The sequence below is a fragment of the Thalassospira sp. CH_XMU1458 genome (assembly GCF_037027205.1).
Classification (GTDB): domain Bacteria; phylum Pseudomonadota; class Alphaproteobacteria; order Rhodospirillales; family Thalassospiraceae; genus Thalassospira; species Thalassospira tepidiphila.
This window is the reverse complement of record NZ_JAYMDW010000002.1, coordinates 221993-248243: the sequence shown is the minus strand read 5'-3', so window position 1 is coordinate 248243 and position 26251 is coordinate 221993. Positions and strand designations below refer to the sequence as shown.

Sequence of the window (26251 nt, the reverse complement as noted above, 5' to 3'; positions counted from 1 at the left end):
TTAGATCTCCTGCAGCTTGTCGACCAGCGACGCGACGCCGGTACGGACCGGGTCAACAGCCGGAAGGCCGAATTCGGCTTCGATGTCAGCCAGAAGTTTCTTGGCTGCCGCGTCGTCAAGCGCCTTGGTGTTGATGGCAAAACCGACAACCTTGCAATCCGGGTTGGTCAGTTTGGCGTGCAACAGGTTGACGTCGAGGCAGGTTTTCAGATCCGGGAGCTTGTAACCCGGCAGACCACGCATGTGGGCACGGGTCGGCTCGTGGCAGACGACAAGGGCGTCCGGCTGGGAGCCGTGGATCAGGCCCATGGAAACACCGGCGAACGATGCGTGGAACAGGCTGCCCTGCCCTTCCATGACGTCCCAGTGATCCGGGTCATTGGCCGGTGCAATGGTTTCAACAGCGCCCGAGATAAAGTCGGAAATAACTGCATCAACCGAAATGCCTTCGCCGGCGATGAAGATACCGGTCTGGCCGGTGGCACGGAAGTCGGACTTGATACCGCGTTTTTTGAATTCGGCGTCGATTGCAAGGGCGGTGTACATCTTACCGACCGAACAGTCGGTACCAACAGCCAGAACGCGCTTGCCGGAACGTTTTTCACCGTTGCCGACCGGGACTTTTCCGTCGAAGTGACGCACGTCAAACAGGCTAACGCCCTTGGCCTTGGCCGCATCGACCAGTTCGGGAATCGACGAAAGACGGGTGTGCAGACCGTTGGCGATATCCATGCCGGCATCGATGGCCGCCAGCAGGGTTTCCATCCATGCCGGACCAATGATCCCGCCACGGTTGGCAACGCCCAGCACCAGGGTTTTAACGCCGGCTGCCTTTGCTTCGGCGATCGACATTTCCGGCAGACCAAGGTCCGCCTGACAGCCCGGCAGGCTCATCTGACCGACGCACCATTCCGGGCGCCACTGCTTGATGCCGATTGCGGTTTTTGCAGCCAGTTCGTCCGGCGCGTCACCAAGAAACATAAGATACGGATGTGCGATTTTCATAATACCTCCTTGACCAGCATCCAAACGCTGCTCTTAAATATTGTGGCGCGACTATAGCGCAATCTGGTAGGATCGTTCCAGAGATATGAAACGATATCTTCGACGATCCAACCGAAAATTCGTCTATAATTCTAATAAACACGACAATAACGAAATTAAATACAACAGTCTTCGAAGACAAACATCCTTTCTTGTGAATTTGTTCGGGAATGGCCCGAAAAACGCAAGAAAATGCAATTTTGAAGGACTGGCGTGAAAGCGCCCGACTACACATGAGCACCGATCTCAAGACGTGGCTATCCGAGCGAAAAATCGAAGAAGTCGAATGCATTGTTCCGGACATGTCCGGCGTTGCGCGCGGCAAGGTTCTTCCGACACAGAAGTTTCTTAAGGGGCTGGAGGCCAAAAGTCTTGCCATCCCCGAAGCAATTTTCTGCCTGACGGTAACCGGCGGCTACCCGGAGGAAACCGATGCCTTCCTTGACCCGGCCGAAAAGGATGTGGCCATGGTTCCCGACCCGGAAACCGTGCGCGTTGTGCCGTGGTACGAGGAGCCGACGGCCCAGATCATCTGCGACTGTTTCCATTTTTCCGGCGAAGAAGTTTCGACGTCGCCGCGTGGCGTACTTAAACGTGTTCTCAAGGCATTTGAAGAACGCGGCATGCGGCCAATCATCGCGCCAGAACTTGAATTTTATCTGGTGGCAAAGAACACCGATCCGGACAACCCGCTGGAGCCGCCGATTGGCCGTTCCGGCCGTCCGGAACGCGCATCAAACGCGTTTGGTATTGATGCCATCAACGAGTTCGATCCGCTGATTGAAGACCTGTATGACTATTGCGAGGCCATGAATATCGACGCCGATACCATGAGCCACGAGTCGGGTCCGGCCCAGCTTGAAATGAACTTTAACCACGGTGATCCACTTGAACTGGCCGATCAGGCCTTTTTGTTCAAACGCACGCTGCGTGAAACGGCACTCAAACACGGCGTCTATGGCACGTTCATGGCCAAGCCGATGGGCAATTTGCCGGGAAGCTCGATGCATATTCACCAGAGTCTTCTGGATATCAACACCGGCAAGAACCTGTTTGCCGATGATGACGGGGAAAACTCGAAACTGTTCCTGAACTATATTGGCGGCTTGCAGCGTTACCTGCCAGCAGCCATGCCGCTTCTGGCGCCAAACATGAACAGTTATCGCCGTTTGCAGCCCTGGTCGGATGCCCCGATCAACATGCACTGGTCACTTGATAACCGTACGGTCGGCCTGCGCCAGCCGAATGGCCCGCCCGCGGCACGCCGTATTGAAAACCGTCTTCCGGGGGCAGATGCCAACCCGTATCTGGCGGTTGCGGCGTCGCTTGCCTGTGGCCTGCTTGGCATTATCGAGGAAGTCGATGCGACGGCCCCGATCGAAGGTTCGGGCTATGACCGTGCGCATTCGCTGCCGCGTCATATCCACGAAGCACTTGCGAAATTCCATCGTTGCAAGCCGCTTAAGGAACTGCTGGGTGAAGAGTTCGCTGCCGCCGTTATTGCGGTCAAGGAAGCGGAATGGGATGCCTATCAGACCGTGATCAGCGCCTGGGAGCGTGAGCACCTGTTGCTGAACGTTTAAAAGATGCCTGTCGAATTTTGCGCCGGGACTTGCTGCCCGGCGCAAGATTGTTGCATGTTAAATGCACAATTTTTTACATGATGCGAAATATGCACATTTTTCCATCTTGTATTTGACAATATCCTGAAGCATTCGAAGGATATTAGGATAAGCCCCGGGTTCTGGGGGACCAAAACAGAACCGGTAAACTTTCAAACGCTGCCACATGGGAGGCTCAGCGAAATGAAATCTCTTCTTAAAACATCAAGCCTGGTTGTGCTTGCGGCTGCCGTATCGGGCTTTGCCACTGGTGCATCGGCACAGGAAGTTCTCAACGTTTATAACTGGTCGGATTATATCGGCGAGGAAACCGTTGCGAACTTCGAAAAGGAATACGGCGTCAAGGTCAACTATGACGTTTACGACAGCAACCAGTTGGTTGAAGCCAAGCTGCTGGCCGGTAATTCCGGCTATGACATCGTGGTTCCGACCCTTGCCGATGCCGAACGCCTGATCAAAGCCAAGCTGTTCCAGCCAATCGACAAATCCAAACTGTCGAACTATGGCAACCTGGATCCGGTGATCCTTGAGCAGCAGGCAAAATACGATCCGGACAACACCTTTGCCGTGCCGTATTTCTGGGGCACCAACGGCTTTGGCTATAACGTTGCCAAAGTTCAGGAAGTTCTGGGTGACGATGCCCCGCTTGATAGCTGGGCGATGATCTTTGATCCGAAATATGCCGAAAAGCTGTCGTCATGCGGCCTGTCGCTTCTGGATGATCCGGGCGAGATCGTACCGCTGGTGAACTTCTATCTTGGCAATGTGCCGGAAGACGAACCGACTACGGAATCGATCGAAAGCGCCTTTGAGCAGCTTGAGAAAATCCGTCCGCATGTGACCTATTTCCACAGCTCCCAGTACATCAACGACCTTGCAAACGGTAACGTTTGTATTTCTGTTGGCTGGTCGGGCGATGTCGGCATGGCCGCCCTTCGTGCAGAAGAAGCCGGCAACGGCAACGAGATCAAGTATGTCATTCCGAAGGAAGGCACCCTGATCTGGTTTGATGCGATGATGATCCCGGAAGATGCACCGAACCCGGATCTGGCGCACAAGTTCATCGACTATGTGCTGCGTGCCGATGTCGAAGCTGAAATCGCAAACTATGTTGCCTATGCAACCCCGAACCTTGCCGCGATGGAACTGGTTGACCCGTCCCTTCTGGAAGATCAGGGCATCTATCCGCCGCAGGAAGTAAAAGAACGTCTGCGTTCGAAAGTCGAGCCGGGTTCACGCCTGCTGCGTACCCGTACCCGCCTGTGGACGAAGCTTAAAACCGGTCAGTAAGTGATCGAAAGCGATCCTGACGGATTGCGATCCCTGATCCTTGCGAAGGGCGCGACTTTGGTCGCGCCCTTTTGCTTTTCAGCCGTGCGCAACGATGCAGCCAGAGCGCCTGTGACTCGTGATCACGGCGCTTTATTGGTTGCAGTCAGCCTGTTTCTGACAACCGGACCCTTTCGCAGAAATGCACATTTTCTGAACACCACATGCCGATTCCCTGCCAATTCAGGCATCAAATGATGATTGTTGTTCAAAATATCGCACACCCCTCTTTACAGATTGCAGAATTGCTTCATCCTGTTATCAGGAAGAACCGACCAATGGGCAGTGCAGCAACATCAAACGATTGCGCACCAGGTCATCAGGGACTGACGTCTGATTGAAGCGGTTCATCTTGACATTGAAACAGGGGAGAATGCTGGTGTCAGAGGCGGTTTTGGAGCGCGTGCACGAGGATGTGCACAAAACGCAACCTTGGAACAATCCGGACGCGGTTCCCTATATCCGCTTTGAGAATGTGACCAAGAAATTCGGCGACTTCTATGCCGTCGATGATGTTTCCCTGGATATCTATCGCCACGAACTTTTCGCCCTTCTGGGCGGGTCCGGTTGCGGGAAAACGACGCTGTTGCGCATGCTGGCCGGGTTCGAGGAACCCACATCTGGCAAGATTTACATCGATGGCGTCGATATGGCCGGGGTCCCGGCCTATGAACGCCCGACCAACATGATGTTCCAGTCCTATGCCCTGTTCCCGCATATGAGCGTTGAGCAGAATGTCGCGTTCGGGCTGGTGCAGGATGGCGTTTCGCGCAGCGAGATCAAGGAACTGGTCGCCGAAATGCTGGGCCTTGTGCAGATGAGCAAATTTGCCAAACGCAAACCCCATCAGCTTTCGGGCGGTCAGCGCCAGCGCGTTGCATTGGCACGGTCGCTTATCAAACGGCCAAAGGTGCTGTTGCTCGACGAACCGCTGGGCGCGCTTGACAAGAAACTGCGCGAACAGACCCAGTTCGAGCTGGTCAACATTCAGGAAAAGGTCGGCACCACCTTTGTCATGGTGACCCATGACCAGGAAGAAGCCATGACCATGGCATCGCGCATTGCCGTGATGAATGAAGGGGTCATCAACCAGACCGGCACCCCGTTCGAACTTTATGAATATCCCAACAGCCGCTATACCGCGAACTTCCTGGGCCAGGTCAACCTGATCGAAGGTGTACTGGTTGATGACGATGAAAAATATGCCGTCATCAAATCGGACGAGGCCGGTTGCGAGATTTATATCGATCACGCTGTTCAGGGCCATGAAGGCATGACCTTCTGGGTGGCGTTGCGCCCCGAGCGGCTTCGCATCACCAAGGAAGCGCCCAAAGAAACCAAATACAATTGCGTATCAGGCAAGGTCGAAGAGATCGGCTATCTTGGCGGTATTTCGACCTATCACGTGCGCCTTGAAAGCGGCAAACGCATCAAGGTGACCGAGCCGAATTCCACCCGCCAGATCGAACCGCGCTATACGTGGGAAGACACCGTCTGGGTATCGTGGGAGGCCGGGGCTGCTTCGGTACTGAACAAATGAGCAGTGACAAGCAAGAGGGCAGCTTGACCCTCAAACAACGTTTTGATCGCTGGATGATCAAACATGGCCGGGTGCTGGTGGTTGGTATCCCGTATTTCTGGCTGTTTTTGTTCTTCCTTGTGCCGTTCCTGATCGTTCTCAAGATCAGCTTTTCCGTCGCCGAATACGCACAGCCGCCTTATACGCCGCTGTTTGAATGGATCGATGAAGGCATCACGGTCACGCTCAATTTCGGGAACTACCTGTTCCTTCTATCTGACAGCCTTTATGTCACAGCGTACCTGAACTCGATCCGGATTGCGGCGATATCAACCGTTATCACGCTTCTGATCGGTTATCCGATGGCGTATGGCATTGCGCGCGCCCAAGGATCGATGCGCAGTGTGTTGCTGATGCTGGTGATCCTGCCGTTCTGGACGAGCTTTTTGATCCGTGTATATGCCTGGATCGGGATCCTTGACCGCGAAGGCTTGATCAACGCGTTCCTTATGTGGACCGGCATCATTTCCGAACCGCTGATCATGCGTCAGACGGAATTCGCGGTCTATGTCGGGATTGTTTATACCTACCTGCCCTTCATGATCCTGCCGCTTTATTCCACGCTTGAAAAAATGGATGTCAGCCTGGTGGAAGCCGCCCTTGATCTGGGCTGCAAGCCCTGGCAGGCCTTTGCCAAGATCACGCTGCCGCTTTCGATGCCGGGGATTTTGGCAGGCTCACTTCTGGTGTTTATTCCGGCTGTGGGTGAATTCGTTATCCCGGAACTGCTGGGTGGTCCGAACACGCTGATGATCGGTCGAACCCTTTGGAACGAGTTCTTTGCCAACCGTGACTGGCCGATTGCCTCAAGTGTTGCGATTGCGATGCTGCTGTTCCTTGTCGTGCCGATCATGTGGTTCCAGCATATCCAGACCAAGCAGGAGGAAGGCCAGCAATGAGCAGCAAACGTTCAACCTTCCTGATTTCGGCATTGGTGTTTGGCTTTGCCTTTCTGTATGTGCCGATCCTGCTTGTCATGATCTATTCCTTTAACGAAGGGAAGCTTGTGACCGTCTGGGCGGGCTTTTCGACCAAGTGGTATGTGTCGCTGTTTTCCAATGACGGCATGATTGATGCCGCCTGGAACAGCCTGCGCATCGGGGTGATGTCGGCAACGCTTGCCCTGGCACTTGGCACGCCGGCGGGACTTGTGATGTCACGCTTTGGCCGGTTCAAGGGACGCACGCTTTTTTCAGGCATGATTGCCGCCCCGCTGGTGATGCCAGAGGTTATTACCGGTCTGTCACTTTTGCTGTTGTTTGTAACGCTCGAGCAAATGATTGGCTGGCCAGCCGGACGTGGTCTTTCGACGATCACGATTGCGCATACGACCTTCTGCGCGGCCTATGTCGCGGTTGTCGTGCAATCGCGCCTGTCGGGCATGGATACCTCGGTCGAGGAAGCGGCAATGGATCTGGGTGCCAAGCCTGCCAAGATCTTCTTTGTCATCACGCTTCCGATGATCCTGCCAGCACTGCTGGCCGGTTGGTTGCTGTCCTTCACCCTGTCGCTGGATGATCTGGTGATTGCAAGCTTTGTTGCCGGTCCGGGATCGACCACACTGCCGATGAAGGTGTTTTCATCGGTGCGTCTGGGTGTCTCGCCGGAAATCAACGCATTGGCAACCCTGATCATTCTGGCGGTGTCGGTGATGATCGTGATTGCCAGCCTGATGATCCTGCGGTCCGAGCGGATGCGCAGCCGCGCCTCTGCCGGGGCGGATGCGCAACACTAAGCCGGCACTTGGGCCGCCTGATACCTTTAGGCAGACAACACAAAAAAACAGCGCCGGAAAATCATCCGGCGCTGTTTTGTATTTTGGCTTGTCGTGGCGTCGACTCAGCAGTTGCCTTCGGCCGCCTTGCGCATCATTTCGCGGCATTTCATGCCGGGTGCCGAAACCTGCCAGTACGAGACAACAGCCTCTTCGGCGGCTTCTTCGAAATCAATGATCAGGTTATTGAGCGCGTTCTGTTCCATCAGCTTGATGACGCGGTCAGGCAACTGCGACATCTGCCACAGACCCAGAACCAGCGCGTAGGAAGAACGCATCAGCTTGCTGGCAGCATCAGGTGTGATTTCATACAGCTCTGCCAGGGCATCGGCGGTACGTTTGACCATGGATGCCAGGAAGCGGCGCTGGTTGACGACCATTTCATCGTCCGAGCCGGATTCCAGAACACCTTGCGACAGTGATGCGAGATGCAGGAACTTGTCGTTCTTGACCAGATATTGCACGAACTGGCGGGCCACACGGGTCGAATCCCGTTCTTCGGGCCGACGCAGAGCTTCCTGATCAATCACATCAAGATTGTTTTCAAACCACTCTTTCTGGAAGTGACGCAACACTTCAAGAAACAATGCTTCCTTGCTTGAAAAATAAAGGTAAAGCGTGCCCTTGGCCAAGTTCGCCTTGCGTGCGACCTCGGCTGCCGACGGCAGGGTTCCATCACCTTCGAGATAGAGCTTGCGGGCAGCTTCGAGAATATCAGCACGGCGTTTTAGTTTCTGCTCATGGCTACGAGCGCGAACAAGATTGTCTTGTTCCATTTGATTAATTTCCCCCAACGTATTTTCCCCGGGCATATTATTGCATTTTAATTCACCTAAAAGTCAAACTGCAGGATTGGAATAACTGGACAAAATTCATGAAGCATTGAAAACGCATACATTTTTCTGACCAAATATAGCCCAATTTAGATGAATTCCGGTCAAATATAATCAATCACCATAACGCATTCTGAACAAAACCACAAATATCGTACAGTTTTTTGTTCGAGTCGCATTTCGCCCCACCAGCCGGGATGATGACCAGGCGCCACTGGTCCGGCATTACTTCATGACATTCCATATCGTGAAATAACCGGGACCCGGCGGCAGATCACAGCTCAGACAGGCAGTTCGGTGGTGCGTTTGACTTCGCGGAGCGTGATGACGGTCTGCACACGTTCGACACCGGGAAGCTGGGTCAGGACTTCACTGTGGATGCGTTCATAGTCGGCGGTGTCGCTATAAACGACATGGACAAGATAGTCGCTTTGCCCGGCCAGCAAATAACATTCGACAACTTCGGGCACCTTTTGAATTTCGAGCTCGAAGGTTTCAAGAGCCTCGCGGGTTTGGCGGGTGATCGCGATATTGACAAAGGCATTGCCCGGCTTGCCGATCCGCGCGGGATTAAGAAGCATGGTGTAGTGATCAATGAAGCCTGCCTCTTCAAGAAGCCTTACACGGCGCAGGCAGGCAGAGGCCGACAGGTTCACCTTTTCAGCAAGTTCGGCATTGCTGATGCGACCGTCTTTCTGCAGCAAACGCAGAATCATCCGATCCCGTTCGTCCATCTCCATTCGCATAATCCTCCGACGTCATGGTGTTTCTGTTGAATTATATAGCAATGATATCATCAAAAGCCCCTTGAAATGAAGATTAATTGCCCAATTTTTAGGGTATCATTCAAGAATAATAACAAAAGAGGCGGCATCGTATTCCAACCGCCCGGGAAACTCCGGAAACGCCGGGGAGTTCCCCCGATTACCACGATTTTGTCGGGAGGAAACGACATGCTGATTGGTGTTCCAAAGGAAATCAAAAACCACGAATATCGTGTCGGACTGACGCCAAGTTCGGTCCGTGAACTGGTCGCACACGGCCACAAGGTACAGGTCGAAACCATGGCCGGTGCCGGTATCGGCTTTGCCGACAATGATTATGTCGCCGCTGGTGCGACGATCGCGGCCAGCGCATCCGATATCTTTGCCAGTGCCGAGATGATCATCAAGGTCAAGGAACCGCAGAAGGTCGAGTACGAGCAACTCCGCGAAGGCCAGTTGCTGTTTACCTATCTGCATCTTGCACCGGACCCGGATCAGACCGCCGGTCTGGTCAAATCCGGTGTGACCGCAATTGCCTATGAAACCGTCACCGACCGCGCAGGTGGCTTGCCATTGCTGGCACCGATGTCGGAAGTGGCTGGTCGCATGGCCCCGCAGGTCGGGGCAGCCGCCCTGCAAAAAGCCAATGGCGGACGGGGCATGTTACTTGGCGGGGTGCCGGGTGTTGCGCCGGCCAAGGTCGTTGTCATTGGCGGCGGTGTGGTTGGCACCAATGCCGCGCGCATTGCAGCAGGTATGGGCGCGGATGTGATCATTCTTGATAAAAACGTCAAACGCCTGACCTATCTTGATGATCTGTATGGCCCGCGCATCAAAACCCAATACGCCACCATCGACGATACCGAGGCGCTTGTCCTTGAGGCCGACATGGTCGTTGGTGCGGTGCTTGTGCCCGGTGCGGCTGCACCAAAACTGATCAAGAAAGAACAACTGTCACGCATGAAGCCGGGATCGGTGATTGTCGATGTGGCGATTGATCAGGGCGGATGTTTTGAAACATCCAAGGCAACCACCCATGCCGATCCGACCTATATCGTCGATGATGTCGTGCATTATTGCGTGGCAAACATGCCGGGTGCTGTTGCCCGCACATCGACCTTTGCGTTGAACAACGCCACCCTGCCCTTTGCGCTGGCCCTTGCCGACAAAGGGTGGAAGAAGGCCTGTCAGGATGATCCGCATCTGGCAGCCGGGCTTAACGTCCATGCGGGCAAGATCACCTATAAGGCCGTGGCAGATGCACTTGGCTATGAGTACTTGCCGATTGAAAGCGCATTGGCCTGAACCACCAAATCCGATCATGAAAAAAGGGCGCCAAACGGCGCCCTTTTTGTTTGGTCATCTTGCGACTGTGCGCAGATCAGAATTCGACCTGGGTGACGTCACGGACCGCGCCCTGATCGGCACTGGTTGCCATGGCGGCATAGGCACGAAGGGCGGTTGAGACCTTGCGCTTGCGCGGCTTGGCCGGACGCCATGCTTCGGGGCCCTTGGCTTCCATCGCCTGACGGCGGGCGGCCAGAACCGCATCATCGACCACGATGCGGATCGAACGGTTCGGGATATCGATTTCGATCATGTCACCCGGTTCGACCAGCGCGATGTCACCACCAGCGGCGGCTTCGGGGGATACGTGACCGATCGACAGGCCAGACGTCCCGCCAGAGAAGCGGCCATCGGTAACCAGTGCGCAGGCCTTGCCCAGCCCCATCGATTTCAGATAGCTGGTCGGATACAGCATTTCCTGCATGCCCGGGCCACCTTTTGGGCCTTCGTAGCGGATGACGACAACATCGCCTTCCTTGACCTCGCCACCGAGAACCTTGGCAACAGCTTCGTCCTGGCTTTCGCAGATCACAGCCGGGCCGGTGAATTTCAGGATGCTTTCATCAACACCGCCGGTTTTGACCACGCAGCCATTGGCGGCCAAGTTGCCAAACAGAACGGCAAGACCGCCATCCTGACTGTAGGCATGGGCGACATCACGAATGCAGCCTTCTTTTTCATCGAGATCCAGGTCGTCCCAATAACGTTCCTGACTGAACGCGGTTTGGGTCGGAATCCCGCCCGGCATGGCGCGGAAGAATTTGTGCACGGCCTCGTTGGTGGTGCGTTTGATGTCCCACTTTTCAAGGGCGTCAGCCATGGTCTTGGAATGCACGGTCGAGACATCGGTATGCAGCAGCCCTGCACGATCGAGTTCGCCAAGAATACGCATGATGCCACCGGCACGATGAACGTCTTCCATGTGGAACATCGGATGGTTCGGCGCGACCTTGGACAGATACGGGATCTTGCGCGACAGGCGGTCCATATCGGTCATGGTGAAATCGACTTCGGCTTCCTTGGCGATCGCCAGCAAATGCAGAACCGTATTGGTCGACCCACCCATGGCGATATCAAGCGCCATTGCGTTTTCAAATGCCTTGAAGGTTGCGATACCGCGCGGGGTCGCGCCCTCGTCTTCTTCTTCGTAATAACGACGCGCCAACTTGACCGAGGTACGCGCCGCTTCAAGGAAAAGCTCCTGACGTGCGGCGTGGGTTGCCAGCACAGAACCGTTGCCCGGAAGGGCGAGACCAAGCGCCTCGGCCAGGCAGTTCATCGAGTTGGCGGTAAACATGCCAGAGCACGAGCCGCAAGTCGGGCACGCCGAACGTTCAACAACTTTGACCTGCTCGTCGGAGATGTTCGGGTCGGCCGCCTGCACCATGGCATCGACCAGATCAAGGTGATGTTCCTTGCCTTCGATGGTGACCTTGCCGGCCTCCATCGGGCCACCGGATACGAACACGCACGGGACATTAAGGCGCATCGCAGCCATCAACATGCCCGGCGTAATTTTATCGCAGTTGGAAATGCAGACCATCGCATCGGCGCAATGGGCATTGACCATATATTCAACGGAATCAGCAATGATTTCGCGCGACGGCAGGCTATAAAGCATGCCGTCGTGGCCCATCGCGATGCCATCATCAACGGCAATGGTGTTGAATTCCTTGGCGACACCGCCGGATGCCTCGATCTCGCGTGCGACCATCTGACCAAGGTCTTTGAGGTGCACGTGACCGGGCACGAACTGGGTGAAGCTGTTGACGACCGCAATGATCGGCTTGTCGAAGTCTTCGTCTTTCATGCCAGTGGCGCGCCAAAGGCCGCGCGCACCAGCCATGTTGCGGCCATGTGTTGTTGTACGGGACCGATATTCCGGCATGGAAGGAACCTCTCTTTAAATCACTGGTGGCGTTTCTTTCGGGTACGGGGTCAGCATCCCCGATGCCCTTTGTATATAGGTGCGTTCTAGCACAGTATTCGCGCGCTTTGACAGTTTTTTGCCCGAAAATTTCGCCAAAATCCGTCATTCGGTACGATTGCTACACGCGCATCACTTTGCCCGCGAACTGCGAACGCGTTTTTGGCAGCGCTTTCTATCCTCAGAGTTTGCCTGAAAACGCCCATTCACCAGTGTCAGCGTACAATTTTGTGAGCCAGTTCACAGGTTTTGCGACGATTGACCATGCGACCTATCCCAAATACCCGGAAAACTATTCCATTGAATAGGCGACCTCTAACCAAACAACACATATCGTATGGGGGATTATCGCCGCCAGGCGATTCTCCCACTCCCATTCTGACCCCGGACCCTCATACAGGTTCGGGGTTCTTTTTTACCTGCATTTCAGGCGGTAATCCGCGATCTGGTAACTGCATGCTTTAAAGGACGGGCTGAACCCTTTAATGTCAGGCAAGACTGCTTGGGCCGAGGCCCTTATCCAGACCATCAGGTGGAGATCCGCAACCCCATGTCCGACCAACTCAAGACACTGTTGCGTCGCGGACTGACTGCGCATGAGGGCAATCGCCCCGAAGAAGCCGAGAAAATCTATCGCGCGGCATTGGCCATGTCACCGGGCAATGCGGAGGCGGAGCACCTTCTTGCCACCCTTCTGACTGGCCTTGGCCGCCATGGCGAGGCGCTTGAGCTTTTCGAAAACTGCCTGACAAGTTTTGCCGCCAACCCGGCGGTCCGATGCAACTATGCGATTGCGCTGGAAAGTTCGGGTCAGATTGACAAGGCGATTGATCAGTTCAAGCAGGCGCTCAGTTACCACGGGGATTTCCCCACCGCCCTTTATCATCTGGCACGGCTTGAAATTCCGCGCGGCCATTTGGGTCAGGCGATGGATCTTTTGGGCCGGTTGCTGGGCCTGAAGCCAAATCATTATGAGGGATTGCTGCTTTTCGGGCAGACCTTGCATGATCTGGGGCAGGAAGAAGCCGCCCTTAAATCGCTTGAACATGCCGCCGAGGCCGCGGGCATTTCCCCGGAACTGATTTGCCGGGTGGGGTCGGCCTTCCTGCGTCTTGGCTATCCGGAACTGGCACAGAACCTTTATCAGCGAGCACTAAGCATCGATGCCAAATACGTTCCGGGCTTGCGCGGGTTGGGCCAGTCACTGGCCCATCAGGGGCAATATGCCAAGGCGATTGCGATTTTAAAGACCGCGCGCCGCCTGACCAAGGACACGGTTGAGATTGATCTGGTTCTGGCCGATATCACGCTGCGCTGTGGCGACCTTGATAGCACAATAAAGACACTTGATACCCTGATAGAGACATCGCCGGACAATGCCACGGCCGATGCGCTTTTGATCCGGGCGCGTGCGAAGCTTGGCACAATCGATGGGGCCACCCATAGCAAGGCCGCCAAGGCATGGGCCAAGCACCATATGCCGATTGCCGCCAAGCCGGCCTTTGCCAACACCCGACAGTCGGACAAGCGGCTGCGCATCGGATGGTTATCGCCGTTCTTTTGCAAGCATGCATCATCCAGCCTTTTGAGTGCGCTTGCGCGCCATCTGAACCGGCATGAGATCGAGCTATTCCTGTATTCCGCGACACCGCGGCCGGACGACGTCACACGGCAATGGCAGGTGATGGCCGATGGCTGGCGCGAGGTTTGCGGTCAGGATCCGATGCAGATTGCCGATCGCATTCGCAAGGACAAGGTCGATATCCTGATTGATGTCTGTGGCGTTCATCCGACCCAACCGATTGAGGTGTTTGCCCTTAAGGCCGCCCCGGTGCAAGCCAGCCTGTCTGCGATCACCACCGGCATGGCCGAGATGGATTACCTTATCGGGCACAAGGAAGTGTTTGGCGGCGGACTTGCCGAAAACAAGATGTTTTCCGAGCGTCCCTATCCGCTAGCACTTGGCCCCTACCTTCCGGCAGAGCTTGATGATGCCTTGCCCTTGGCACCGCTTCCTGCGGCCGTCGGCGAAGAGATCATCCGGTTTGGCTGCATTGATCGACTGGCCAATATCAGCAATGAAACACTGAACTGCTTTGCGCGAATCTTAAACAAGGTCAGCAACAGCCGCATCGTCATTCAGGATGACGTGCTTGAAGATTCCTATGCTGCCAAAACGTTCCTTGATCGCACCCGGCAGGCCGGAATCAAGCGCGACCGGCTTGATCTGGCGGGCAAGGTAAAGCCGCAGGATCGACCGGCCCTTTATGCCCAGATCGATATCGGCCTGGCACCGTTTCCGGCCATCAGTCTTGAAAACTATTACGAGATGCTGTGGTTTGGCATTCCGTTCGTGTCGCTGGCCGATGATCGGCCGGGATCACGGCTTGGTCTTGCGGTTTTAAGCGATATCGGGCTTGGCGCGCTGTGTGCCGAAACCGAAAAGGGATATGTCGATAAATGCATCATGCTGGCATCCGACCTTAAGGCGCTGGCCAGCATTCGCGAAAACATGCGCGATCGCATCCGGGGCAGCCGCGCCTTCCATGCACCTGCTGTCGCAGCCGAGTTCGAAGAAGCCTGTCGGGAGATGTGGCAGAACTTTTGTCTTGGTAACGGTTAGACACGGACGGCTTGAAACGCGCCCTATTGCCGCGTGGTCAGGATGTGATCAACCGCCATTGCCAGATCATCGGCAATAAAATCGGCTTCCCGGGCTTCGGGCAGGATGGCTTCCTTTGCGCCGTGGCCGGTTCTGACCATGATGGCCTTTGTGCCCGCCGCATGTCCGGCACGGATATCGTTGATGCGATCACCAATCAGGACGCTTTCCGAGAGGTTGATGGCAAACTCGTCACTTGCGGCCAGAAGCATGCCGGGTTCTGGTTTGCGACACGTGCTTTGGCGGCGGTAATCACCCTGCCCGCTTGGATGATAGGGGGAATAATAGATGCCCTGCACCGATGCCTTGCGATCGGCAAGCATGGAAACCAATGCCTTGTGGATTTCAAAAAGCTGGTCTTCGGTGAGATAGCCACGCGCGACACCGGACTGGTTGGTGACGACAATCACCAGGATGCCCGCATCATTGAGGCGTTTGATCGCCTTTGCCGTGCCGTTAATCAATTTAAGATCGGCAACGTCTGACAGGTAGTGGACTTCCTCGTTAATCACTCCGTCCCGATCCAGAAAGACAGCCGGAACCGGGTTGCGTTGATCGCGAAAGCGCGGCGCCGGATCAATCAGGTGACGTTTGACAGTGTCGTGGATGGAGCCGTTCATCACAGGCCTTCTACATGGTCAAATTTGGCCAACAATGGCGCAAAGGCCTTTGCAAAAGCAAGTCTTCACAAGCCACAACCGACTTTTGCACAGTGCGGAAAAGAAATTGGTATTACCATTATTCACTTGCAGAGCAACCGGGGGACGTGCAATTTCGGTTCAAGTTCACGCCCCATAGAAGAACCTATCAAGGAAAAGCGTCTGATGTTTGCCGATATTTTTGCGATTTTGGCCCCGGTTTTCATCACCACCGGACTGGGATATTTCTGGGCCCGTGCTGGCAAACATTTTGACACCAACCTTGTCACATCCATTGTCACATATTTCGCGACACCCTGTCTGACCTTTGCCGCCCTTGCGACGGTCGAGCTTGGCGGTGATACGCTGGTTCTGATGGGAACAGCCGCCCTTGCGGCCAATGTGATCTTTGCCTTGATCGGCTGGCCGGTGCTTAAGGTCTTTAACCTGTCTCCGCGCACTTATCTGCAATCGCTGACCTGGCCAAATGTCGGCAATGTTGGCTTGCCGCTTTGTATGCTGGCTTATGGGCAGGAAGGCTTGGCGCTTTCGGTGGCGTTCTTTGCCGCCTATGTCGTGATCCAGCTGACCATCGGGGTTGCGTTCGTATCGGGCAGCTTTTCAATCAAGTCGCTGGCCAAGATGCCGATCATTCCGGCAACCCTGATTGCCACGGGGTTCCTTGCCACCGAAACACCGGTGCCCGAATGGCTTTACAACACTACCAACCTGATCGGGCAACTGACTATTCCGTTAATGCTGTTTACGCTTGGTGTGTCGCTTGCCAAGCTGCGCCCGGTCAGCCTTGCACGCAGCACGGCATTGAGTGTGCTGCGCCTTGGCATGGGGTTCGGGGTTGGCTTGGGCCTGTCGGAAGTCATGGGACTGACCGGCATGGAACGCGGGGTTGTGATCCTGCAATGTTCGATGCCGGTTGCGGTGTTCTGTTACCTGTTTGCGCAGCTTTATAACCGCGAACCGGAAGAAGTGGCTGGTGTGGTCATCAGTTCAAGTTTCCTTGCCGCCATCGCCCTGCCCGCATTGCTTTGGTACGTGCTGTAGCCTTCGAGCGCACAGGATAATTGATTACTTGACGATCAGGCGGTATTCGCCGCCGGTGCCATCATCCTTGTCGGCATAAAATCCGATGGCGCATTCAAAGCGACCCTTTTCAAGATTTGGATCGCCCTGCGCGGCCGCCTGTTCCATTACGTGATCGCGGCAGGCCGCAAGATCGTCATAGGTCGCCTCGGATATCTTGACCCGGGTCGGCTGACTGATATCGGGGACATAAACCGCAGTGACATGTTCCCAGGGTGCGGCATCAGCGGGCCAGAAAAGATCGGCAACATGACGGTGCGGGTTGCCGAAACTGACGACGGCCAGAACGGCGATCCCGCCAGCCAGAATCGCACGGCGCAGCATTCTTGTATTCATCGGTATCCTTTATGCGCCTTTGCGGCCAAGCGCCGAAAAATCGAAGCTTGGCATCGGCGCATCATATTCAAGATGGTAGTCATCAAGGATTGGTGGTGCCTGACCGGTGACGGCCAGAAGCGCATGCACCTGCCCGCGTTGATGGGTTTGATAGACAAACAGATGTGACAAAATATCGGCCACGGTTTCAAGCGTCTTGCTGCCGTCTTCGCGGACCAGTTCGACCGCCCGGATGGCATCCTTGTCATTGAGCTGTTCACAATACGCCATTAAGCGCATATCCGCATCACGCTGGGCTGCGGCCAGTTTATCGATGGCACCAAACGGCATTTCATTATCAAGACACGCACGACCCCGCCTGCCATCGACCAGCGCATCAAGATAATACCAGTCATTGGTCAGGATATGGTTCAGCGTTTCAAGAATAGAGGTGGAAAAAGGCGTTCGTTTGGAGGCGAGTTCGCCATCTGTCAATTTCTGACAGACCCCATACAAACGGTGATTTGACCAGGCGTTGTTACGCGCCTGATGGAAAAACGATGTGCCCGGCATAGCTTAAGTGTCCCAACTTTCAGCGCCCTGTCACATTCGTGTTGAATTATTCAACCGGTCACAGGATGCGCATGGTTTAGCGGACCGTTTCCTTTGCCAAAGTCCGGTGCGGTTCGGATGGCTTCACGGACATATGCCCGCGCACGGGCAACGGAATCACTTAATCCCATGCCCTGAGCCAGCCCGGTTGCAATGGCACTTGCAAGCGAGCAGCCCGTACCATGATTATTCTCAGACGGAATGCGCGTATCTTCGAAACCTTCGATATCGCGATCCCGGCGCCACAAGATATCGACGATTTTGTCCCCGTCGGCGTGACCACCTTTTATCAGGACGGCCTCGCAACCGAGATCACCAATTTTGTGCGCTGCAGCAATCATATCAGCTTCGCTGGTGATTTTCATACCTGATAATACTTCGGCCTCTGGAATATTTGGTGTCAGCACGGTCGCAAGCGGGACCATATGGGTCATAAGTGCTTCTACCGCGTCTTCCTGAAGCAGGCGTGAACCGCTTTGCGATACCATCACCGGGTCTACAACGACCGGAATACCTGCGGCCTTTGATTTGATGAATTCCGCCACAGCGGTAATCACCGGCACCGAATGCAGCATCCCGGTTTTAAGCGCATCTGCGCCAATATCATCAATCGTCACCGTCGCCTGATGGACGATCATGTCCGGATCGATGCCAAGAACGTCGAAGACTCCGGTGGTGTTTTGCACCGTGAGCGCCGTTATCGCAGTTGCAGCATAGCCGCCAAGGGCCGTCACCGATTTGATATCGGCCTGAATTCCGGCCCCACCGGAACAATCCGACCCGGCGATAATCAAGACACGACCCTTCATACGACCCTTCCTTATCCTGCAGATATCAGGTTTTCGTCACAATGACCGGTTAACCGGCAACGGCGGTGATTTCGGCAACGATGCCATCAACGATCTGTTCGACCTTAATCGCGTCATCGCCTTCGGCCATGACACGGATCAGCGGTTCGGTGCCAGATTTACGGATCAGGATACGACCATCACCGTTAAAGGCCCGTTCTGCCAAGGAAATGGCTTCGATGACGCTGCTTTGCGCCAACGGATCAGAACCGGCACTGTAGCGCACGTTTTTAAGGATCTGCGGCAACGGTTCGAACACACGGCTGAGCTCAGAAACCGGGCCTTCGCGGCTGGCAAGAACCGCCAGCACCTGAAGGGCTGCCAACAGGCCATCACCGGTCGATGCGAAGTCCGACAGCACGATATGGCCCGACTGTTCACCGCCGACATTGCAATCAAGGGCGCGCATCTGTTCGACAACATAGCGGTCCCCGACCTTGGTGCGGATCAGACGGACATCGTTGCTTTCAAGATAACGTTCAAGACCAAGGTTCGACATCACGGTCGCAACCAGCGCGTTGCCGCGCAGCTGACCGGTGCGTTTCCAGTGGGTTACAACAAGGCCCATCAACTGGTCGCCGTCGATCAGATGTCCCTTTTCATCACACATCTGGACGCGGTCGGCATCGCCATCAAGGGCAATCCCGACATCGGCCTTTTCGGCCAGAACCCGGTCACACATGGTTTTGGTGTAGGTCGAACCACACTGATCATTGATGTTCAGACCATTCGGGCTGGTGCCGATTTCAATTACGTCAGCACCCAGTTCACGCAGAACCTTGGGCGCGACGGAGTAACCGGCCCCATGGGCGCAATCAAGCACGATGCGCAGACCTTCAAGCGTGACGGTGCCCGGCAGGGATGATTTGACGGCCTCGATATAGCGGCCCGGCGCATCATCGATGCGTTTGGCACGACCCAGCGCGTTGGCAGGTACCAGTTTGCCCGAAAGATCGCTTTCCATCAGGGCTTCGATTTCAAGTTCGACCTCGTCTGACAGCTTGAAGCCATCCGGGCCAAACAGCTTGATGCCGTTATCCTGGAACGGGTTGTGGGAGGCCGAGATCATCACACCGATATCAGCGCGCATCGATTTGGTCAGCATGGCCACCGCCGGGGTCGGCATCGGGCCGACCAGCATGACATCCATCCCCATCGAGGTGAAACCGGCAACAAGGGCCGGTTCAAGCATATAGCCCGACAGTCGGGTATCCTTGCCAATCACGACCTTGTGGCGGTGATCACCACGGGTGAAATAATGGCCGGCAGCCATCCCGACTTTCAGGGCGACTTCTGCGGTCATCGGCGCTGTATTGGCAGTTCCGCGAATGCCATCGGTGCCAAAATACTTGCGGCTCATATTCTGTGTCTCTGCTTGCTTTGCGGGCATTATGCCCTGTCAATTCATTCTGACTGCCGGTTATATCAAAGTGGCGGCGCAATGCCACCGGCAATCGGCATATTTCAGCGCCTATTCTAGTGCCAAACTGGCAATCAATCCGTTAACAGGCAAACAGGGCGATATTCGGATAAAAGCGATGACCTTCGGTCAAAAACCCGCTATCACAAGATGAAGGGGCTAAGGGGCTGAAACCGGGGGAATTTTGCGCAGCATCCGCTTGAATATGTTTCTTTTTGCGATGTTGATTGTGACCGCGTCCGGCATTTTTGCCGTTTACGGACCCAAAATCGCTGCGCATGAGGTTGCCAAAACACTCGTCCTGCCGCCCAGCGGACCTGCGGAAGTTATCAATCTGAACCGCTATCTGACGCGTCTGGTGACAGACCGCAAAGTGGAAAGCGCATTTAAAATCCCGGCAATTGCCGAATCTGAATTCGCCTCTGTCCTTGAGGCACGCGGTCCGGGCTATACAGACCGCACCATATGGTATCGCGCGCCGGTCAAAATCGTTGATCAGCCCGGACGAACAGGAAGAAGCGCCTTTATCGATATCGGACATGTGTATCTGAATGATATCGAGATCAGCATCCTGTCAAATGACGCGCGTCAGATCATCTGGCAGAAACATCTCGGCGACCGAATTCCAAGAGCCAAGGGAGGCCTGCAAAATCTTTCGCATGTTGCCGAATGGCCTAAACTGTCACTTGGCGAATATTGGCTGGTTATCGCGGTCCATACCAACAGCGCGCATGTCTTTGAGGCCGAACTCCTGCCCGATACAGCCCTGATCACCAAATCGGGCAGCAACAGTTTCATCAAGGGCGCAACCCTTGGTGTTCTGCTTCTTGCATTCGGGATTTATTTCGCGTTTGGCGTGATGTCGGGGGATCGTTCTGTTCTCTGGTATTCGGGTTATATCTTTTCGCTGTTTCTGATTTCGTTCGGAGTGACGGGCTATGCCCAACTGATGTTCAAACCGTTCTGGTCGCTGGCTTCGGACTTTGTGACGGGAACCGGAACGGCGTTTGCGCTTGGTACAAGCATCATGATGTGGAGCTATATGACCCGTCTTGATCGCGAGAACCGGCCGCTATTTCGGATCATGGTCGGGTATTCGGTTCTGGCGATGGCAGGTTTTCTGACCGCCACATCGGACTGGTATATCCTCTATGCCAAAGTGTTCTTCGGGCCTCAGATATTCCTGCTTGCGGTTTTGCTGATCAATCTGATGTATCGCGGATATCGCCAGAAACACACATTTCAGATGAGTTATTTGATGGTCGCGCTTGGTGTTCCGACCATCGGGGCAATGGCGCATTTGCTGTTGCTGATCGGGTGGTTGCCCGTCAACGGATTTACCACGAGCATCTTTGCCCTCAGTTCGTTTATTCAACTTGTACTGGTCGCCATCGCCATGGCCTATCGCACCTATGGCGTGATCAACCGGCGTGTTGATGCCCTTGCCTCCGGCCAGCGGGCCGACCAGCTTGCCAGTGAACAGCGTACCTTTATCACCATGCTGTCACATGAATTCCGCACACCGCTTGCGATCATTCAGCGGTCTGCCGAAATCCTCGGACTACATTTGCAAAAAGAGCCTGAAAGCGTTCTGAACCGGCTGTCGACGATCCAGTCCAATGCCCGGCAGCTTTCGGGCCTTGTCGATGCGTTCCTGACAAAGGAAACCCTTGATAGCGCGACATTCACCACCACGCGCGAAGCGGTTGCCATCGATGCGTTTCTGCGCGATTTGATTACACAGCGCCAACGCGAGGTCCCCGGACAGAATATCAGCCTGATTCAAAGCGACGTGGTGATCGTCGAGATTGACCGGATCCTGATGGAACGTGCACTGATCAACCTGATCGAGAATGCGCGAAAATATGCGCCGGGGGCCGCCGTCTGGATTTCAGCCGAACGGGCTGCCAATGGTTATGTCTATATCCGAGTTGTCGACGAGGGACCGGGCATTGCCGCCGACGATCTGCAGAATGTTTTGAACGCCTTTTACCGCGGACGGGATTCGGTCAAAATCCAGGGTGTCGGGCTTGGCTTGCATCTGACCAAACGCATCATCGAGGCCCATGACGGATCCCTGTCGGTTAGTGTTGGCGAAGAAGGCGGAACAACAATCCTGATCAAACTGCCTTATGACCGCGACATGACGGTGCTCAGGAACAATGAAAACAGGGCTGGCTTCCCGCTTGGTTATACCGAGACGTCCCATGACGGGGGGCGGCCATGAGGGTCAGATCGCGGCTGTTCACTGCACCAAAGACACATCCTCAGTCCGCCATGGCATCGGCGGCGGCACTGGTGTTGCTCATAATCACAACCATGGTTTTGATACCATGGCACGGTGCAAACGCGCAATCTTCGGTGACGCCGGACGGTGATGAGGAACATCTGGTTCTGCCGGGCAATGTCACAGAACCGATTGAGATCACCCGGTTTGTTGCGTCCTTTGCCGACACCACACGCAAGCTTGGCTTTGAAGAGATCAAGGCCCTGCCAGATGCGGATTTTCAGCAGTCATCTGCCATACCGTCCTTTGGCTATACCCGCGATGTGATCTGGCATCAGCTTGATCTCACCATCAGCAATGACATGACGAAACGTGCCCTGCTTGAAATCGGGCCGAACTATCTGAATTTCATTGACGTGTTTCTGGTGCCCGATGGACTGGGTGATGCAGTCTGGCACAGCCGTCTTGGCGATCATGTCCCGGCCAGCGCGCGCCAATATGGCGGACGCGCACATATTGCCGCCCTGCCCCTGATGGAGCCGGGCAATTATCGCCTTTATGTCCGGTCACAAAGCAATAGCGCCAATCTGATCTGGATGACACTTTGGCCGGCAACCGACCTGGTTTCCTCGCTGTCCTTCCGTGATCTGGCGTCGAATGTTTTCTTTGGCTTCATTCTGGCATTGGGGTTGGCCTATCTGGCGCTTGGTCTGATTGCGCGGGACCGGATTGTCGTTTTGTACAGCATCTGGGTCCTGGCAATCGGTGTCACAGCGGCCGTCGTCAATGGCGTGGTCTTAAGCGAACTACGACCGGAAATACCGTGGCTGAATGACTTTTTGTTGGGAACAGCCAACATCATTACCTATGGCGTGACGGTGTTCCTGTGGCTCTACATCATCGATGCCAAAAAGAAGCATCCTTTGGCCTACAAGATATGCTGCGCGTACGGGTTTTTAATTCTGGCCTTTGCGGCCGGGGCCACGACCGATCTGTACACCGTCTTTGGCACCTATATCGTGCCAAGCCATTCGGTCTTTATGGCCACGATGTGCGCAATTCTGATCAAACGGGCGTTTGAGGACGTCCACAACCCGCGTTACTGGGCGTTTCTTGTGGTTCTCGCCGTCCCGACCGGGGCGGCGATCATGATCCAGCTTGCCCTTTCGGGGGTGATCGATGCGACCAGATTGCGTCTGGAACTGCACAGCTACACCTTGATGTTCCACCTTGTCGGGATGGGCATCATCATGACGGTGCGGTTATCCCGCATGGACAAGGAACGCGTCACTGTGGTGCGCAAGGCAGAAGAAACCACCTCGCTGGTCGAGGAACAGCGCAAACTGATTTCGATGCTGTCGCATGAATTCCGAACGCCGCTTGCGGTGATCCAGCGATCATCGGAAATGCTGATGCTGCGTCTTACCAACCACAAGGATGACGTTCTTGAACGTTTGCGACGCATCCAGCTTCAGGCCCAGAAACTGGCGCGTCTTGTCGATATTTTCCTGACCAAGGACGGTATCGATACCCAGGAGCTTTCACTTGCGCGCAAGACAGTTCCGATCAACCGTTTTCTTCAGGAATTTGTCGCCCAGACCACACGCGAAGGTGCGGAAGTTCAAGCCGTATCGAGCCGGACCACAGGTATCGAGGTCTTTATCGACGTAACCCTCATGGGGCTTGCGATCACGAACCTGGTTGAAACGTCACGGCGCTTTGCGCACGGGGCACCAATCCACATCAGTACTCACCGGCATTCGGAGATGCGGGTCGAAATCAGCATCCCCTGCCGCGGCGAAGAACTTGATGAAGATGAGATCGCCATGATTTCCGATGCACTGTTCCGGCGCGATATGGAAAGCCAGTCATTGCAGCGCGCACTCGGGCTGCATATTTCGCAACGTATTGTCGTTGCCCATGGTGGATCGATCACCCTGCGCCAGAAGGGCGCACGCAGCATCGAGCTTTGCCTGCTTTTACCGTGCGAGTAGCTGGCCGCACGTTATTCGGTTGGAAAACAAAGGGATCAGGAAGCCTCGGCCTCGCCGGCAATGGCGGCGGGTGACGTAAAGGCATAGCCACGGCCGTACGCCGTTCGCACAGGCAGTTCTTCGCCGATTTCCTTGATGATTTTCTGACGCACGCGCCGGATTGCCGTATCCAGATTGCGGCAGTTCTCCGCCGTGTCGGCCTTGCCGAGCGCCTCGACGATTTCAGGACGTGTCAGCCACGCCCCATTGGCGTCAATCAGGATCTTGACGATGGTGCGTTCGGTCGCTGTCAGTTTGGCTTCATTGCCTTGGGGATTGCGCAGGGTCCAGTTAAGCATATCAAGAACCCAGCTATCCTCGGGAATTGCCGTTTCCGCCGTCGCTTCGTTGCCTGAGCGTGACGCGCGGCGCAGAAGCGGTTTAAGCGCGGCCTCGATCACCGATAGCGGGCTGTCTTTTGTCAGATAGACATCGGCACCGGATTTATAGCCGGTCAGGTGATTGTCCATTCCCGAAAGCGAGGTCAGCATCATGATGCCGCAATCAAGGGTTTTGCGGACATGCTGGGCGAGCTCATAGCCATCCGCGTCGGGCAGCATAATATCAAGAATGACCGCATCAGGTTTGCGCGCAGCAAGTGCGCGGTAAAATGCAGCGCCGGTTTCACAACCGACCACATCGAAACCGCACATCTCAAGATACTCACACAGATCCTTGTTGAGATCGGTGTTATCTTCCACGACATAAACACAGTGTGTCATAGCATTCCAGCCAGACCTGACATCAGCAGGGAACGGCTGCGTCAGACCGCCAATCTCGTTCATCTAAAGACCTTCGCGTTCGCTTGTTGTCCAACCATCAACTGTGACTTTGATGTCACTTTTGTTTGATACATATTGGTATGTGGTCAAAGGATCGATTCTGCAAGTATCAACCGTAAATGGTCAGAAAATGCCAGAATCGAACTTGCCGCAAAAAAGCTCGCAACCGATCAGAAGCCAAGCCTCCTTGCGATTGCGAGCCATGTTTTAAACGATGCCGATAAAATGACAAGTTATACGTGCAGACGATGCACCAAATACACCATCAGACAATAGATGTGGAACTGGCCACAGAAATCGCCTGCACGGTTTCGGGCACATCATGCACGCGGATCATCTGAACCCCGTGACGCCATCCATTGACCGCAGACGCGATTGAACCACCCAGACGCTGCTTCGGGTCGGCCTTGGGATCAATCTTGCCGATGAATGACTTGCGCGAGGTGCCCAGCAGGATCGGGCTGCTCAATCCATGGAAAATGGCCAAGCGCGACAGCAGTTCAAGATTGTGCGACAGCGTCTTGCCAAAGCCGATGCCGGGATCAATGCAAATGCGATCACGTGAAATACCAGCCCGCTCGCAGCTTTCGATGCGATCGAGCAGATAGTCATAGATATCAAGCACCGCGCAATCATATTTCGGGTCGGCCTGCATGGTCCCAGGTTCGCCCTGCATATGCATCAGCATCACCGGCTTGCCAGACGCGGCTGCAACCTCCATCGAGCGTTCATCGCCCTCAAGCCCTGTGACGTCATTGATGATGGCTGCCCCGGCCTCAATCGCGGCTTCCATCACGCCAGCATGGCGGGTATCGATCGAAACAACGTGCCCCTTGGATGCCAATTCGCGGATCACCGGGACCACACGATTGATTTCCTCATCCTCGGACACGGTATCGGCCCCCGGACGGGTTGATTCGCCGCCGACATCAATGATTGATGCGCCCTGCTCTATCATCGCCATGGCGCGTGCCACAGACTGTTCGGCGGTGTTGTAATCGCCGCCATCGGAAAAGCTGTCCGGTGTGACATTGATGATGCCCATCACATGGCAGGACGCCATATCAAGTCCCGCATAATCCGGGCGTTTGGCCATCAGGCGATCCAGCACGGCATTGATTTCATCAACCCGGCCACTGTTTTGCACCCAGCCTTCAAGGGCAAGCAGCGGCAAGATCATGCTTTCAGCGCCGCCACCTTCGCGGCGACGGATGATTTCAAGTGCCGAAAAACCCCGGCGTGATCCGGCGAGTGGCAAGGTATTGGGATCATCGGCATGGTCGATGAAACCGGTCGGTGCGTAGTAAAGCGGTCCTTCAAAATCGGCAAAGCCCCGCACATCGGCGGGGCTTCGCAGGACCGATCGTTTGATCTCGTCCATCAGTCTCTTTCTG

General features: G+C 55.1%; 21 protein-coding genes. 10 read left to right on the top strand and 11 right to left on the bottom strand.

The window, feature by feature from the left end; all coding sequences use genetic code 11:
• On the bottom strand, positions 1 to 1005 hold the full coding sequence (gene dgcN / locus WBY09_RS08510; protein WP_008891406.1) for an N-acetyltransferase DgcN: 1005 nt from the start codon (positions 1003 to 1005) through the stop codon (positions 1 to 3).
• A gap of 272 nt (positions 1006 to 1277) precedes the next feature.
• Here dgcN and WBY09_RS08505 point away from each other — a divergent pair, with 272 nt between their 5' ends.
• The 5 genes from WBY09_RS08505 (at position 1278) to WBY09_RS08485 (ending at position 7309) form a co-directional block, all read left to right on the top strand.
• Positions 1278 to 2627, top strand: coding sequence for a glutamine synthetase family protein (locus tag WBY09_RS08505; protein ID WP_008891405.1), 1350 nt, complete (start codon positions 1278 to 1280; stop codon positions 2625 to 2627).
• Between the two features lie 222 nt (positions 2628 to 2849).
• On the top strand, positions 2850 to 3956 hold the full coding sequence (locus WBY09_RS08500) for a polyamine ABC transporter substrate-binding protein (protein ID WP_064780654.1): 1107 nt from the start codon (positions 2850 to 2852) through the stop codon (positions 3954 to 3956).
• A gap of 412 nt (positions 3957 to 4368) precedes the next feature.
• On the top strand, positions 4369 to 5535 hold the full coding sequence (locus WBY09_RS08495; RefSeq protein WP_008891403.1) for an ABC transporter ATP-binding protein: 1167 nt from the start codon (positions 4369 to 4371) through the stop codon (positions 5533 to 5535).
• A complete protein-coding gene (locus WBY09_RS08490) occupies positions 5532 to 6473 on the top strand; it encodes an ABC transporter permease subunit (protein WP_008891402.1) in 942 nt (313 codons plus the stop codon). Before WBY09_RS08495 ends, WBY09_RS08490 begins: the two co-directional genes overlap by 4 nt.
• Positions 6470 to 7309, top strand: a complete 840-nt coding sequence (locus tag WBY09_RS08485) for an ABC transporter permease subunit (RefSeq protein ID WP_008891401.1) — start codon at positions 6470 to 6472, stop codon at positions 7307 to 7309. The genes WBY09_RS08490 and WBY09_RS08485 overlap by 4 nt, the downstream gene beginning before the upstream one ends.
• A gap of 104 nt (positions 7310 to 7413) precedes the next feature.
• On the opposite strand, the gene WBY09_RS08480 is transcribed toward WBY09_RS08485, so the two are convergent.
• Both WBY09_RS08480 and WBY09_RS08475 read right to left on the bottom strand, forming a co-directional pair.
• Positions 7414 to 8124, bottom strand: coding sequence for a TetR family transcriptional regulator (locus WBY09_RS08480; RefSeq protein ID WP_063087202.1), 711 nt, complete (start codon positions 8122 to 8124; stop codon positions 7414 to 7416).
• A 338-nt stretch (positions 8125 to 8462) separates the two neighbouring features.
• Positions 8463 to 8921: an Lrp/AsnC family transcriptional regulator gene (locus WBY09_RS08475; RefSeq protein WP_008891399.1), complete on the bottom strand. Its 459-nt coding sequence runs from the start codon at positions 8919 to 8921 to the stop codon at positions 8463 to 8465.
• Between the two features lie 213 nt (positions 8922 to 9134).
• Here WBY09_RS08475 and ald point away from each other — a divergent pair, with 213 nt between their 5' ends.
• Entirely contained in the window at positions 9135 to 10250 is a 1116-nt protein-coding gene (ald, locus tag WBY09_RS08470) for an alanine dehydrogenase (protein ID WP_064780652.1), read from the top strand.
• A 76-nt stretch (positions 10251 to 10326) separates the two neighbouring features.
• Here ald and ilvD read toward each other — a convergent pair whose 3' ends face one another.
• Entirely contained in the window at positions 10327 to 12180 is a 1854-nt protein-coding gene (gene ilvD, locus WBY09_RS08465) for a dihydroxy-acid dehydratase (RefSeq protein WP_336232498.1), read from the bottom strand.
• A 589-nt stretch (positions 12181 to 12769) separates the two neighbouring features.
• Between ilvD and WBY09_RS08460 the strand changes: the two genes are divergently transcribed.
• Positions 12770 to 14842 (top strand): tetratricopeptide repeat protein, encoded by a 2073-nt coding sequence (locus WBY09_RS08460; RefSeq protein ID WP_336232495.1) that lies wholly within the window; start codon positions 12770 to 12772, stop codon positions 14840 to 14842.
• A gap of 23 nt (positions 14843 to 14865) precedes the next feature.
• On the opposite strand, the gene WBY09_RS08455 is transcribed toward WBY09_RS08460, so the two are convergent.
• On the bottom strand, positions 14866 to 15501 hold the full coding sequence (locus tag WBY09_RS08455) for a D-glycero-alpha-D-manno-heptose-1,7-bisphosphate 7-phosphatase (protein WP_197145205.1): 636 nt from the start codon (positions 15499 to 15501) through the stop codon (positions 14866 to 14868).
• Between the two features lie 204 nt (positions 15502 to 15705).
• Here WBY09_RS08455 and WBY09_RS08450 point away from each other — a divergent pair, with 204 nt between their 5' ends.
• Positions 15706 to 16581, top strand: coding sequence for an AEC family transporter (locus WBY09_RS08450; protein WP_064790184.1), 876 nt, complete (start codon positions 15706 to 15708; stop codon positions 16579 to 16581).
• A 24-nt stretch (positions 16582 to 16605) separates the two neighbouring features.
• Here the strand turns inward: WBY09_RS08450 and WBY09_RS08445 are convergent, their stop codons facing one another.
• The 4 genes from WBY09_RS08445 to glmM are packed head-to-tail and all read right to left on the bottom strand — an operon-like array spanning position 16606 to position 19755.
• A complete protein-coding gene (locus tag WBY09_RS08445; RefSeq protein ID WP_336232494.1) occupies positions 16606 to 16944 on the bottom strand; it encodes a hypothetical protein in 339 nt (112 codons plus the stop codon).
• 21 nt (positions 16945 to 16965) lie between these two features.
• Positions 16966 to 17508: a DinB family protein gene (locus tag WBY09_RS08440; RefSeq protein WP_197145207.1), complete on the bottom strand. Its 543-nt coding sequence runs from the start codon at positions 17506 to 17508 to the stop codon at positions 16966 to 16968.
• A 50-nt stretch (positions 17509 to 17558) separates the two neighbouring features.
• Positions 17559 to 18356, bottom strand: coding sequence for a bifunctional hydroxymethylpyrimidine kinase/phosphomethylpyrimidine kinase (gene thiD / locus WBY09_RS08435; RefSeq protein ID WP_063087196.1), 798 nt, complete (start codon positions 18354 to 18356; stop codon positions 17559 to 17561).
• Between the two features lie 49 nt (positions 18357 to 18405).
• The gene (gene glmM / locus WBY09_RS08430; protein WP_063087195.1) at positions 18406 to 19755 is read right to left on the bottom strand and encodes a phosphoglucosamine mutase; all 1350 of its coding nucleotides are present in this window, start codon (positions 19753 to 19755) and stop codon (positions 18406 to 18408) included.
• Positions 19756 to 20020: 265 nt separating this feature from the next.
• On the opposite strand from glmM, the gene WBY09_RS08425 reads away from it, so the two are divergent.
• The gene (locus WBY09_RS08425) at positions 20021 to 22042 is read left to right on the top strand and encodes a sensor histidine kinase (protein WP_336233054.1); all 2022 of its coding nucleotides are present in this window, start codon (positions 20021 to 20023) and stop codon (positions 22040 to 22042) included.
• On the top strand, positions 22039 to 24036 hold the full coding sequence (locus WBY09_RS08420) for a sensor histidine kinase (RefSeq protein ID WP_336232491.1): 1998 nt from the start codon (positions 22039 to 22041) through the stop codon (positions 24034 to 24036). The genes WBY09_RS08425 and WBY09_RS08420 overlap by 4 nt, the downstream gene beginning before the upstream one ends.
• A gap of 35 nt (positions 24037 to 24071) precedes the next feature.
• On the opposite strand, the gene WBY09_RS08415 is transcribed toward WBY09_RS08420, so the two are convergent.
• Complete coding sequence (locus WBY09_RS08415) at positions 24072 to 24860, bottom strand: response regulator transcription factor (RefSeq protein ID WP_336232489.1); 789 nt, start codon at positions 24858 to 24860, stop codon at positions 24072 to 24074.
• A gap of 262 nt (positions 24861 to 25122) precedes the next feature.
• Positions 25123 to 26238, bottom strand: coding sequence for a dihydropteroate synthase (folP, locus tag WBY09_RS08410; protein ID WP_336232488.1), 1116 nt, complete (start codon positions 26236 to 26238; stop codon positions 25123 to 25125).
• Positions 26239 to 26251 lie beyond the last annotated feature (13 nt).

Coding starts and splice junctions, on each gene's coding strand:
- dgcN (WP_008891406.1), bottom strand. CDS start 1,005: ATGAAAATCGCACATCCGTATCTTATGTTTCTTGGTGACGCGCCGGAC.
- WBY09_RS08505 (WP_008891405.1), top strand. CDS start 1,278: ATGAGCACCGATCTCAAGACGTGGCTATCCGAGCGAAAAATCGAAGAA.
- WBY09_RS08500 (WP_064780654.1), top strand. CDS start 2,850: ATGAAATCTCTTCTTAAAACATCAAGCCTGGTTGTGCTTGCGGCTGCC.
- WBY09_RS08495 (WP_008891403.1), top strand. CDS start 4,369: ATGCTGGTGTCAGAGGCGGTTTTGGAGCGCGTGCACGAGGATGTGCAC.
- WBY09_RS08490 (WP_008891402.1), top strand. CDS start 5,532: ATGAGCAGTGACAAGCAAGAGGGCAGCTTGACCCTCAAACAACGTTTT.
- WBY09_RS08485 (WP_008891401.1), top strand. CDS start 6,470: ATGAGCAGCAAACGTTCAACCTTCCTGATTTCGGCATTGGTGTTTGGC.
- WBY09_RS08480 (WP_063087202.1), bottom strand. CDS start 8,124: ATGGAACAAGACAATCTTGTTCGCGCTCGTAGCCATGAGCAGAAACTA.
- WBY09_RS08475 (WP_008891399.1), bottom strand. CDS start 8,921: ATGGAGATGGACGAACGGGATCGGATGATTCTGCGTTTGCTGCAGAAA.
- ald (WP_064780652.1), top strand. CDS start 9,135: ATGCTGATTGGTGTTCCAAAGGAAATCAAAAACCACGAATATCGTGTC.
- ilvD (WP_336232498.1), bottom strand. CDS start 12,180: ATGCCGGAATATCGGTCCCGTACAACAACACATGGCCGCAACATGGCT.
- WBY09_RS08460 (WP_336232495.1), top strand. CDS start 12,770: ATGTCCGACCAACTCAAGACACTGTTGCGTCGCGGACTGACTGCGCAT.
- WBY09_RS08455 (WP_197145205.1), bottom strand. CDS start 15,501: ATGAACGGCTCCATCCACGACACTGTCAAACGTCACCTGATTGATCCG.
- WBY09_RS08450 (WP_064790184.1), top strand. CDS start 15,706: ATGTTTGCCGATATTTTTGCGATTTTGGCCCCGGTTTTCATCACCACC.
- WBY09_RS08445 (WP_336232494.1), bottom strand. CDS start 16,944: ATGCTGCGCCGTGCGATTCTGGCTGGCGGGATCGCCGTTCTGGCCGTC.
- WBY09_RS08440 (WP_197145207.1), bottom strand. CDS start 17,508: ATGCCGGGCACATCGTTTTTCCATCAGGCGCGTAACAACGCCTGGTCA.
- thiD (WP_063087196.1), bottom strand. CDS start 18,356: ATGAAGGGTCGTGTCTTGATTATCGCCGGGTCGGATTGTTCCGGTGGG.
- glmM (WP_063087195.1), bottom strand. CDS start 19,755: ATGAGCCGCAAGTATTTTGGCACCGATGGCATTCGCGGAACTGCCAAT.
- WBY09_RS08425 (WP_336233054.1), top strand. CDS start 20,021: ATGTTTCTTTTTGCGATGTTGATTGTGACCGCGTCCGGCATTTTTGCC.
- WBY09_RS08420 (WP_336232491.1), top strand. CDS start 22,039: ATGAGGGTCAGATCGCGGCTGTTCACTGCACCAAAGACACATCCTCAG.
- WBY09_RS08415 (WP_336232489.1), bottom strand. CDS start 24,860: ATGAACGAGATTGGCGGTCTGACGCAGCCGTTCCCTGCTGATGTCAGG.
- folP (WP_336232488.1), bottom strand. CDS start 26,238: ATGGACGAGATCAAACGATCGGTCCTGCGAAGCCCCGCCGATGTGCGG.